A 12,650-nucleotide genomic window follows, 5' to 3' on the forward strand; every position below is an offset into this window, starting at 1 on the left:
TTAAACTTTTTCAATACCTTTTTCAATGACTTTGCACAGGTCCTGGGGAAAATGCAGTGGTTCTCTCTTTTGGGGCTTTAGAATGGTCGGATTTTATTAAATCGGTTTAATTGAAAGAATTTTCTGAATTATCTCCTCACGCAGAAGATCCAGGTCACCTGAAGTATCAATTGAATTCACCCAGTTTTCCAGATCCCGGGTATTTTTTCCCTTTGCTTTCAGGCTGTCAATCCTGTTAAGGAGCGTGGAAAGATAACGCATGTCAGTTACCCCCTGCCGGAAACCTTCCCACTGCACTGTGGAAATGAGCCCATCGGAAGTGGGGTAAGTAAAGGTTTCCTCGCGGTAGCGCTGGTAATCGAAATCATTCCACATTGCGTTGTAGTTTTTCTGATAGGCGTAATCCATGCAGCCGTTGTAGCCCGCCTTATAGAGCGCAATTCCAAAGTTCCTCCTGTAGATTTCAGGGTTTTCCTGTCCTACCTGAGGGTTTGAATATGAAAAGATCTCGTTGCCTTTAGAATGATAAAGATGAGCCTGCTCAGGGTTCAGCGTGCCCTGTATTACGGCTGCATCCAGTATATCGCCCATCATCTGGAAAGTCTCGCTGTAGCCTGCAACAAATATTTTAACTCCAAGCTCATGCGCAAGCTCCCAGGCCGGCCTCTGATCCAGAAGCGCTTGTCCGCGGGCTTCATCCTCACCGTAAATGTAGAGCTGTTTATAGCCGTATTTTTCAATTACGGACTTAAAATCAAGAATCCTTTTCTTAAGTACATCCAGCTGCCCTTCTGTTTTCGGGGGGCCCTTAAACCAGTCCAGCAGCGTGCTGTAGAACCTGTCCTTCGGCAAGCCCACGCGTTCCCTGATCCTTATGTTTTCTTCCAGGTGCTTCATGTCCTGGTAATTATTGGGATAGAGTACGCCGTGCTCTTTCATGTCCTTCAGCTCCAGGTAAAGCTGTTCGGGGGTCTTATCCATGCTATGGAAAGGCCTCAGCTTCCAGTCCCTTAACGCGCCGTGATAATAAAGTGAATAGCTTACGCGCGACTCGTCCAGCTTAAAAGGAAGCACTTCAATTTCAACCGGGAATTCAATGAACAGCCCCTTTGGGGATGAAACCTTAAATACAGATATATACTTTCCGGGCTTTGCACCTTCAGGTATATGCATTGTAAGCCATATCTGCCTGTTAGTCGTGCCGTCGAGGTTAAACGGCCTGAGGCTTTTACTGTCTTCAATTATGACGTTATCCGGAAACTTCACTTCAGGACTGCTTATGTCTATATATTTCTTTTTCCCTGAAGGGTCTTTAACCAGCAGGTAATTAGTCTTATCCTCGTAATTTACTCTTACAAGGCTGTCGTTTTTTACCAGGAGCTCCTGAGTCAGAATCTTCTTGTCCGTCTCTGAGGATTTTACGCCCGCCTGGAACCAGACCTTTGCAATTGAAACGTCCAAAGCCGAGCGGTCTATTGAAGGGGCAAGTTTTCCTGAAGTCTTCTTTTTTCCATTTTTCTCTGAAGTGTTCTCCCCAGCAGGTATGAAATCGCTCCAGCTCATTGTAATATTCTTCAGCTCCCCTTTAGGCTGCATGAGAAATGTCAGTGAAAGGTATTCATCCGGTGTACCTCGGCCCGTAAGCTTTTTAAGCCTGGAGATATCGTCTGGAAGGTTCATTCCTGTAAGCCTGTTGAACTTTGTTGCCGGAAATGAGAAGAACATTGCATCTGAGGCAGGGTCACTGACCTCCGTTTTAATTAGTTCAACCTTGGAAGAATAGTTATTCAGCAGGTTTCCCAGTTCCGCAAGGCTTTCATCAGAGAGGTTTTTGCCGCTTTTACCGTCATTATAGAGCTGCTCAATCTTACTCCTGTTTTCATAGAGTTCATTTAAGTACTTCTGACCAACGGGTGAAAGCGACTTTTCCCTCAGGTCGGGAACCAAAGGCAGGCTCCCTAAGTCGTCCGCATTTTCCGAGGCAAGGCTGAACTTTGAAAAGTAGTTATTCCACTGCTTCCTGAGGTATTTCTGAAGGTCGGAAATATTGTACGTGCGCCCTTTGAGTTCAAGCTTCCCAAGGTAAAAAGTCAGCCTGTGCTCCCCTTTTCCCCTCATGAAAATGCCGAAGCGCTCAAGCTCTCGCCCCTGGCTGTATGAGGAAGCAAGAAGGGCCCGGTTGTAAAAGCTGGCCTCGTTATCCAGCTCTTCTTCTGTTATGCTGCCTGAAATGTTGCTCCAGTTGTTAAATAAATTAATTGCCGAGTTATATTTTGACCGGGCAGGAGGATAGATAAAACTGAATCCCATGCTTAAAAGTTTATCTGCCGAGCTGTCTGCCCAAACCTTCGCCGAATACTTCAGGTCGCCGTGAAACTTCACCCTGATGGGAATTGCCCAGTAGTAATAACACTCCTTTTCCCTGTCCCCGTGGAGCGTAACGTCAAACTTTAAGGTGCGCCTCCCCTCAAACTTCCTTTCACTCGTAAGCCCCAGGTAATTCACGGTAAAACCTGCATTTGAAATCCAGGGTTTTACCATGAGGCTGCTGCTGTCAAAATTCTCCGCATAGACAAAGTCGTGCGAAAGGATTGAAATATTGGCAAAATAATATATTAAGAGGACTAAGAGCACAAAGACTCTTACCAGGTATGCTTTCATTTATATTTCCTTAACCTGTAGCAGGGATGTATTTTCTGTCTAAACAAGCAATAGAAGCAGAATTGCCGCAAACGGCAGAGCAAAGGAAGCATAGAAAAGTATATTTGTAACTTCAGCCTTTATTGAAATTATCACCTTGTACCATAGGTAAAAGATAAACGCCTCCAGAAAGCTCACGCTGAAGTACTCGTCGAAATAAAATTTGATGAAGCTGTTTACAATAAATGTGAGAAGAATAAAAACAATTACGGTGAGGTCTATTCCGTTAAGGATCACTTTCTTGACCGGGAAAAGCTTGTCGCTTGCAATAAGGAACAGAATTATTATCAGCGCAAGCACATAGTAGCTTATCTCTGTAAGCTGCCCCAGATTAATGCTGCTCAAAGACAGGTTGAATAATGCCGGCGAATTAAGATTTGTAATTGTAAAAAAAGCGGCCAGGTTAATAAATGTATATATATCGCTGGCATCTTTCTGTTTTCTCTGGTGCCCGTAGGCCAGGAAAAACATTATGAGCCCAATTATAAAGAATGTCATTAAAATATTGCTCTGCAGATTGGTGCTTTGAGGAAGAGAGGCAATAATAATAAAGGCAATCATTATTGAGGAAAGGAATATCAGCCCCTTTTCAAAAAGCATTACATTTTTCATCGGTAGCTTTCTGAAGAGCTCGAACTCGTAATTTATTTCTATAAACCGGCCTGCTAATTTCATAATAGGCTCAATGAATATAAGAAACAGTACAAGCGTAAAGAAAAGTATGAGAGGCACAAAATGAGATACTTTTATGTAATAAAGTGAAAGTATGATAAATATTACGGTAAGGCTCTCGATAAAGAATACAGTAAACTTATGCGATATGCTGCTGTTGCTGATAATGTGGTGCAAGTGCGTCTTATCGGGCAGAAAAGGATTCTGTTTTCTTAAGAGCCTCATTGCCATAACCCTGAGCGTATCAACCAGAGGGATGGCAAGAAGCATAATGGGGAAAGTCAGATCCAGTACATTCTGATTAAAGTTAATTGACGTCAGAAGTGACGTAACAACAAGAAAGAATCCGAGAGTCAGTGAACCCGTATCCCCTAAGAATATTTTAGCCGGATAGGCGTTGTATTTCAGAAAGCCCAGAATGCTTCCCATCAGGCTTGTCGTCAGTATCAGAAGCAGAGTATTGTGCGAGATTATGGAAAGGGCCATAATAATGGAAAATACCAGCAGCGAAAATCCGCTTACAAGCCCGTCCATTCCATCTAGCAGATTTATTGAATTAATTCCGCCGATTATAAAAAGAAGAAGCAGTATGTAATCCAGCGGATAAGGAATTGTAACTTCAAAGAGTTTAAGCTTCACGAACTTTGGAGCCAGATAGAAAAGCAAGAGGACTGCCGATGAAAGCTGCAGAAGGAACTTGGCGGAATAATCAAGCCCGAGCATGTCGTCGAATATTCCTACAAGAAGGATTACATTTGCCGCAATGATCATGAGCCTTACGGAATTGAGCTCCTCGGTAAAGGACAGGAGCATAACCGAGACGACAAGGAATATTAAAAGTCCGCCCATCCTCGGGACAATATCTGAATGTATTCTTCTGTTACCCGGTAAATCTACTACTTTTGTCTTTTTTAAATATGCGATGAAGTATGGCGTAAAAAAGATCGTAAATATCAGACTCGTAAAAAATATTAGTAAAAAGTTCATATTTAATTCTTTTATAATCTCTATTTTGTTGAAGAAAAAATGCTGATTGTTTTTGCCTCAATAAAATAACGGCTATCTTTTCAGCCCCTCTAAACAATTAGCACCGGAACCAAACATTTCTGGCATTAGTATCTTAGCTCAATATTCCTCACCGGGCAAACTATAAAGTATGCTTCCTCAAGGATTAAAAATGAACTTATTCTGAACTGATAATTTTATGCAGGAAAATTGCCCTTCTATTTATAAGCTAAAGTATCAGTTCTTAATGTCAAGGATAGCTTTTATGACTTTTTATTAATTTTCACACAGGTTTTAAATAATTGCGCGATTGTTTCTCTGCTTTAACTTGTGAGGACATAAGTATCGTTGTTCTAATCAGAGCCATGTATTCTGCGGCAAGCTTTTTCCTGTCGAACTTCTCCAGAACAAATCTGAAACCGTTTTCACCGTGCAGTTTCCGTTCGCTTTCGCATGAGTAGTAGTGACAGACCTTCTCTACAAGGTCAACGGCATTTTCAGGTTCGAAATACATCCCGCCGTTTGCACTTTCTATTATCATCCTGGCTTCCCCGTTGACGCCAATTAAAATCGGCTTTTTCATTATCATGCCTTCAAATATTTTTGAAGGTATTACTGTCTTAAACAGCGGGTCATTTTTCAGGTGCACGCAGAAAACATCAACTTTCTTTATTATGGAGGCAACTTCAGGCTTGCTTTGAAGGGGAAAGATCCTGACATTTTTTAGATCTTTTTCCCTGATCAGCCTTTCAAGCTTTTCCCTTTCGGCTCCGGAACCAACAATTATAAATCTTATCGGGCTTTCCTTCAGGCGTTCGGCAGCTTCAATGAGAGTTTTAATGGAATGCGCCATTCCGATCGTCCCGATATATCCAACAATAAAGCCTTCGCGTAAGAATTCTCTTATGTTTTTATCCTTTATCTCACGCCCGTTTGTAAATGTCTCAGGCGATACCCCGTTAAAGATCACATCAATTTTTCCCGGTGTAATCCCGCGCATGGTGAGGTTATCCTTGAAGGATCTTGTAACGGAAACGATCCTGTCTGCAGACTTGTAAAGCCCCATTTCCATCCGGTAAAGCATCCGGATGACTGCTTTATTTTTTACTGCGCCGACAGCAATTATAGATTCAGGCCACAGGTCCCTTAATTCCAGAATAAAGGGTTTTCTTGTCAGCCTGGCAATATACTTTCCTGCAAGGCCGCAGAAGAACTGCGGTGTTGTTGCAATCAGCAGGTCGAACCTTATTCCTGAAATGAGCACATAAATAATTGCAGCAAGCATATAGACCGTGTAGTTCAGGCTCCTTAATAAAAACCCTTCATTGGGGGTAATAAATGTCCAGAGCCTTACGACATTAATGCCGTCAATTACTTCTTTCTGAATGAGCCTGTTCTTATAGCCCGGGAACACGCGTCCGTCAGGATGATTCGGTACGTTTGTAATAACAGTAACATCTGCTTCCTTTATCCATTCCCTTGCATGCTCATAGGTCCTGTTTGCAGGAGCATTTACCTCGGGAGGGAAATAATGAGTCAGGAACAATATATGATCTTTTTTCATCGTTGTCTTCCATTGGTTCAGAAATAATTGTCAGGTATTTTCAAAGCACAGCACCATTTCCACTATGCCGCTTTTCAGATCAATTCTCCAAGGTTAGTGTCTGCCACAGTAGGCTGATAATCTTTTATTATCCTTTTTGTCTTGCCCCTTTCGGTTTGTATTAAAGAATCCCTTCTTTCCAGGGAAAACCTAATTGCGTGCCCTGCTTTTTTGTTGAATGCATGGAGGATCTTTCTGGCATCAAAGTCCGTAAAGTCTTTCTTTGTAACCACAACAAGCACCGCCTCTCCAACCCTGGGCTGGTAGAACTGCATGGCAAGAATATTCTTAAAAATATCCGAGTGCATATTAAGTCCTGTAAGAGAAACCCTCAGCATGTTGCTGCCGTCAAGAAATTCCTGGTTCCAGCGCCCCTTTATGGGATTTATTTTAAGGGAATCATAACTACTGTAGGATGTAAGGTCATTTGTCCTGTAGCGAATAAGAGGCATGGCGTAGTTATCAAAGCTTGTTCCAACAATCTCCCCGGTTGCACCATTTTGTGTAATAACCCGGTCATTGTCGTCAACAAGCTCAAAAGCCCCATAGCGCCTGTCAACCGTAAATGTCTTGAGCTCACAGTCAGACGGGGCAAATATGAGCCTTTCGGAGTGCCCGTAGTATGTGGATATTTTCCCGTTAAAGAAACCCTGAAGCTCCACTTTCTGCTCACTCGTATAATTCTCAGAAGAAAGGAAAACGGCTTTGGGAGAATAAGAAAGTTTTAAGTTATGCTCCTGTATATTTTTTACTAACAGCAGCAGTGCTGACGGGTAACCATGAATATACATCGGTTTTAAATCATTCAGCTTATCAACGTAATACTTTATTGTGTTGGTATTTATATGAAAAGGAGAAAAGTTAATTTCATTATTAATTGGATTTATTTTCCAGTAAACATTGTCCGGGAGTTCATTAAACTCCCCTCCCCTGAGTGTTGCCCTCAGATCGCTGTAGTTGTAATCAAACCCCATATAGTAATTTATAATAAATGCCTGCTCTTTTTTCCAGACATTTTTCGACTGATAGAATTTATGCTGCGCACCGGAAGTCCCGCCCGTTGTAACATAAAATCGCCTGAATGCAGGATAATTTCTGACCATAAAGTCCTCCGGCTTCTCGCGTATAATCTGCTTATCAAGCAGTGGAAGTTTACTTAAGTCGTTCTTACTCTTTATGTCTTCGGGCAAAATCCCAAGCTCTTTGAAAATCCTTTTATAGTACGGCACGTTAAGGCAGCTGTAGGTAACTGTCTCCTTTAGTTTCAGCAGTTCATACTCCTCATGGTCAAGATTCTGCTTAAGGAACTCAATCCATTTTCTGTACTCTTTTCCATTTCTTATTTCAAAGGGAATTGACGAATAAATTTTCTTAATCCACAATGGTGATCTATAATAAACTTCTTTAAGGAAGTTAAGACTTAACATAAATTATACCTTAGAGTTGTTATCAAATTTCTCAAAACTCAATCCTGTAGCTAAGATTTGCCGGCAGTATATCCTGCCTCAGTGTAATTACACGGCTTTTTATCCTCGTGCCGAACTGAGGGCAGTACCACCCTTCTTCAACCGACGGCAATCCATTTACAGGAACAATTTTGACCGTGTGCCCTCCGCTGTTTATTAAAAAAAGGCCCCCTTTCTGAATCAGTCCGGAATCCGGATGAAGGTGAATAAAACTTTCTGCAATATGCCTTCCCTGTCCGGAGACGGTATCTTCTACCGTAATTATATTTCTTTCTTCGTCTGTTTCTATAATGCGTTCGTGAGAAATACCGTCTCCGATAAGTGAAGCGTAGCCATCAAAACGGCCGTGGAAAAAGCTCCTGCAGCCTTCTTTTGAAAACCTTACCTCTTTGGGAGGATATCTCCTGGCGAGGCGGAAGCTGCTCCAGCACTCCGCCTGATCCGTCCTGTCAATTGAAACAGTATTGTGCGCCATGGTGCTTCTAGCATACTCTCTCATCGGTCCCTGAGCATATTCGTAAACCCCGCTGTCCGTAATTACCTTTTCCCCCGTAACTGAAAGCTCATAGCTGAAGATATCGGCGTGCGAATGGGCCGGGAGGTGGTCGGGACCTAAAATGCCCCCGTCTATCATGAGGCAGAGGCTCTCACTCCGGTGAACAAAGTAGCCTGTTTCAGAAAAAGCATGTTTATAAAAAGGACTATATCCCGTAACAGCTTTCAGATAATTAAGAATTTCTTCTGTGCGAGGGGCAATTTCATCGGTCGAATCATTGAACAGAGAAATCGTTCCGTCCGGGTGCGTTAGAGACAAAAGAAAGTCTCCCATGCGGCAGACTGATTCTTTTAGAAAAGGCAGGCTGATATTTTCCTCATCCAGGAGGTTCAGAACGTCGAGGAAATTTTCCAGCATAATTGCATGATACATCGTGCTGCGCTCAAAGTAGCCCCCGTCACTAAGCACCTGCTGCGGCAGTTCAGACTCAAAGATCTCCAGTCCTTTTCTAAGCCACTTTATAGATTCACCCTGCCCCAGGAAGTAAAGGCCGCCAAAGATGAGCGCCCGGGCGTTCTCTAATAAATGATTGCCCGGATGATAGGTCTCCAGGTTCCGGTAAAGAAATGCCGACTGGCGGTAAAGACTTCTGAGGATTTCAGGATCAGACAGATCCTCCTTGCACCAGTTTACAATCCTAAGAGACAAGGGATAGGGATGCCAGCCTGCGGAAGATCCCTCGGGGTTATTTTTTATCCAGTTCAGGCAGATCTTCTCTTTTTCATTACCCGCAAGAGCATGGAGATAATTAAAGTAATGCAGGTTGAACCTCCACAGCAGAGGCATCTTAGGAGCCTGCCAGTCAATTTCTCCTTCAAAACTTCTCGTGATGTTTAAGAATGTAAATTCACCCTTCAGGAGCTTCTGCCTGCAGTTCCAGGGCTCATGAAAAAGAAAAGGCGCTTTATGTTTTAATTTCCGCATGAGGCCTTCAGGTACTTCAGGCTTACGGGATAGCATAAATCTTCTTTTTAAGCCCGCAAGGGACCGCCCAAAAGTCTGCCGCGGCTTCAGATAGCGGAGCGTATGATAGTATCTCGATATATTATAGGCACTCTCGGCCATACTTTCCCTTTCCTATCGTAAACTGTTTTTCCAGAAGGGATTGGCCTGCATTCCCGGTTTTGTTTCAGCGGCGCTTCCCGATGAATCGATGAGCACCTTTTCACTGCCGGCTTTTGAATCCCCTTCAATCTCATTTATTACAAATTTCATTTTGCCGTTTTTAAGCCTTATCAGCTCATCGGTGTACACTAAAGTATAACGGAAGTTTTTCCCCAGCCTGTTTTCAATCTCCTCTTTCAGCATCTTTTCTTCATCTGCCGTGTAGTCGGGAGTCTTTACAATATAGAAGGTAGCTTCCCCTCTTTTCTTCTGGAGAATCTGCGCACGCTTGACATTAACAATTTTCTTGAAGAAGAAGCCCGAGCCCGCAATTTTTGTTCCGTCGTCAAGTATGAGGTAATCCTGTTCGCGTCCTATAATTTCCTTTACCACACGGGACTTCCTGCCGCATTTACACTCAAAGTTGTGGTCGTAGAGTTTTACCGTATCCCCGGTATCGTATCTTATTAGCGGGAAAGCCTTATTGATGTATGTCGTTCCTATAATCTTGTAGTCGTCACAGCTGTTTTCAACCCTTTCAAATTCCACGTAAGAGAAAGATTCATCAATGTGCAGCGTCCCTTCTTCACATTCATAAATGTTGGCCACCCCCTCGGTCTGCCCGTAGAGCTGTCTTATGCCGCAGCCGAAGACCTCCTCTATATTCTTTTTCTGGAATTCAAAAAGCGTCTCAGAGCTCGCTGTAATTATACGGAGTTTCAGATCTCGGGCAAGGGACTCAAGTTTACGTTCCTTTATCAGGCTTGCCATATAATTAAGCGATGAAGGAAACCCGTGCATCCAGTAGATCCCGCTCTTCTTTATTTTTTTTAAGTAAAGTTCAACCGTATTACTGTTCAAATGGGCGTTGGAGAACATGTACTGGCGCGTGGGATAGCACTTTATCCAGTAAGGCGGTTTCTTCCTTTCTGTGTCCAGAACGTTCCTGCCTATTATATAGGCACACCATGTGTCGGTAGTCAGATTAAAAAGATATCTGCTCTTCCAGTATATTGCCCAGTGGTTGTTGACAAATTCCTTAGAGACAGGATAGTTTAGACCAGAGCCTGTGGTACCGCTGGTATGATTATATTTGAAGACATATTCAGGATTAATGATCTTGTCGTAGTGCTCCTTTACCATGTTTTTGGTTACTACGGGAGAATTAAAAAAATCTTTTTCATTCCTGATCGAATAAAACCGCGAGCCTTTAGCTACTTCCACAACTTTTTCTATGTCAAGGCCGCAGGTTTCCGTCCGTTCAAGTTCCATGTATTTGTGCAGGGCTTTGTAGAATTCTTTGTTAAATCTTCCATACCTTATTGTCAGCCCGAAGAGGTTGGTAATAATGTATTGAAGAGGGTACGGCAGACTGAAATATAATTTGTTCATGGCATCTCTATGGCTATTACTAAAATATTTATAGTTAAGTTCTAAAGATCAGTATAATCGGATTGTCTCAATCTTTTGGGGATCACTACACCTTCACCCATGAATTGCACTTCATGCTTTCAATTGCGGCAAATGATGCATTTGTTGTATTGACTAGGCTTTCAAGCGGAATCAGGGCTTTTCCCCCTTTGTTTACCCTCTCTATTAGGAGCTCAAACTGGCGCTTATGCCCTTTATCCTGCCGGCCTTTTAAGTTCTTAAATCCCCTGGCGCCATAACCCAAAGCCGAGCGCCAGTTGTCTATAACAAAAGTCCTTTCATCGCTGTAAACTTCAACACGTTCCTTCGCATATTGTTTACTCCCGTTGGAGAAATAATTAATTACGGCATTGCTGCCGTTCTCATATTTAAGGAGAATAGATGCGTTATCCGTGTTCTCACGGCCTTCGGTCCCAAGTGAATTCATGCAGACCTGCGTGACTTTACTTCCCGTAAGGTATGAACAGAGGTCTATAAAATGGCAGGCCTCACCAATGATCCTTCCGCCTCCAGCCTCCAGGTCGTGCAGCCAGCTTCCGGGGGGAATATAGCCTGCATTCATTGTGGCCGTGATGTTAAGCGGCGACCCGTTCAGCTGCTTTTTAACCGCCTCGGCATAGGGGGAAAATCTTCTGTTAAACCCAACGTTAACCGTTTTTCCAGAGGCCTCTGCTGCGGCAATGATTTCATGAAGTTCATTTCTATTCAATGCCAATGGCTTTTCTACAAACACGTTTTTCCCATGCCTTAAGGCCTCAACTGCCATCTTTGCGTGAAGGTTGTGCCTGGTTGTAATTATGACAAGATCAACTTCCTTATCCTCAAGAACAAGATTTACATCAGAACCTGCATTCTCGAAATTTCCTTTTTTTGCAAGTATCTTTGCGCTTAGGCCTTTTTGGCTTACAATGTATTTTTTCCGGACTGAAAGTTTTTTAATGGCGGGTATTATGGTGGACCCTGTAAAGTTTCCGGCTCCTATTATGGCAAGCACCCCGTGGCCCTTTGTAAATTCCGCCTCGTGCAGTTTTACTACAGAATCCCCCGCATTTGGTTTTTCAGGATATTTCAAAATAGAAGCTATAACGGCTTCCCTTTTTAAGTTGCCGTAAACCTTTATGTATTCTTCAAGCGGTACAATTTCCGAGATGAGTGATTTTACTTCCAGGCGCCCGGTGGAAATTGCATTCAGCACCGCCTCAATATTTCTTTTTTCTGTCCAGCGCACATAAGGAAGCGGATAATCCAGACCTTTCCTTTCATAGGATTCATCATATCTACCCGGGCCGTAGGAGCAGGAAACCTGAAAAGTGAGCTCTTTTTCATAAAAATCCGCACGGCTTATCTCCAGGCCTGTAACGCCGATAAGAATAATTCTCCCTCTTTTTCTAGACATCTTAGCCGAGGCCGTAATAATATCGTTGCTTCTGCTGGATGCTGTTATTATTACTCCATCTGCACCCGTTTCGTTTGTAATGGACTTAACCAGGTTCACCTGATCCAAAGGATCTGTAACCCTGAAAGCTTTTACGCCAAAGCCTTCTGCAAGCTTTACTTTGTGCGGATCGATATCAAAGCCAACTACATTGCACCCGTTTGCAATAAGGAGCTTTGCCGTCACAAGCCCTATGAGCCCAAGGCCGATCACACAAAATGTTTCGCCTAGCGTCGGGTTTGAAAGCCTTATTCCCTGAAGGGCTATTGCTCCAACAACGGCAAAACTGCCCTCTTCATCTGAAACGTTATCCGGAACCTTGGCTGCAAGATTTACCGGCACACAGACAATTTCTGCGTGGTTACCGTTGGAGACCACCCTGTCCCCAACCTTAAATTCGCTAACCCCTTTTCCCACGGCAATAACTTTTCCCACGTTACAGTAACCCAAGGCCAGGGGCTGATCCAGCTTATTTAATACCGCCTCAATAGTTGGAACCAAACCGTCAGTTTTAATTTTATCCAGAACCATTTTAACCTTGTCCGGCTGCTGTTTTGCCTTATCCAGCATATTCGCCCTCCCGAATTCAACAAGCATCTTTTCAGTGCCAAGAGAAACAAGCGAGCAGGCAGTCTGGATTAAAACATGGCCTGAGGTGACCATTGGAGCCGGGATCTC

General features: G+C 43.2%; 7 protein-coding genes. All 7 read right to left on the minus strand.

Annotated features, from left to right (window positions below; genetic code table 11):
* Positions 1 to 96: 96 nt before the first annotated feature.
* Positions 97 to 2,661 (minus strand): hypothetical protein, encoded by a 2,565-nt coding sequence (locus HF312_19735; GenBank protein MCU7522454.1) that lies wholly within the window; start codon positions 2,659 to 2,661, stop codon positions 97 to 99.
* Positions 2,662 to 2,700: 39 nt separating this feature from the next.
* Entirely contained in the window at positions 2,701 to 4,359 is a 1,659-nt protein-coding gene (locus tag HF312_19740; GenBank protein MCU7522455.1) for an undecaprenyl/decaprenyl-phosphate alpha-N-acetylglucosaminyl 1-phosphate transferase, read from the minus strand.
* Positions 4,360 to 4,660: 301 nt separating this feature from the next.
* Positions 4,661 to 5,941, minus strand: a complete 1,281-nt coding sequence (locus HF312_19745) for a glycosyltransferase family 4 protein (protein MCU7522456.1) — start codon at positions 5,939 to 5,941, stop codon at positions 4,661 to 4,663.
* A gap of 74 nt (positions 5,942 to 6,015) precedes the next feature.
* Positions 6,016 to 7,407, minus strand: a complete 1,392-nt coding sequence (locus HF312_19750; protein MCU7522457.1) for a phenylacetate--CoA ligase family protein — start codon at positions 7,405 to 7,407, stop codon at positions 6,016 to 6,018.
* 31 nt (positions 7,408 to 7,438) lie between these two features.
* Positions 7,439 to 9,067, minus strand: coding sequence for a hypothetical protein (locus tag HF312_19755; GenBank protein MCU7522458.1), 1,629 nt, complete (start codon positions 9,065 to 9,067; stop codon positions 7,439 to 7,441).
* Positions 9,068 to 9,079: 12 nt separating this feature from the next.
* Positions 9,080 to 10,498 carry a phenylacetate--CoA ligase family protein gene (locus HF312_19760; protein ID MCU7522459.1) on the minus strand — a complete coding sequence of 473 codons (1,419 nt, stop codon included), beginning with the start codon at positions 10,496 to 10,498 and terminating at the stop codon, positions 9,080 to 9,082.
* A gap of 85 nt (positions 10,499 to 10,583) precedes the next feature.
* Positions 10,584 to 12,650, minus strand: a 2,067-nt coding sequence (locus HF312_19765) for a Gfo/Idh/MocA family oxidoreductase (protein MCU7522460.1), incomplete at its 5' end; no start/stop codon positions are given.

Source organism: Ignavibacteria bacterium (assembly GCA_025612375.1).
Taxonomy (GTDB): Bacteria; Bacteroidota; Ignavibacteria; order Ignavibacteriales; family SURF-24; genus JAAXKN01.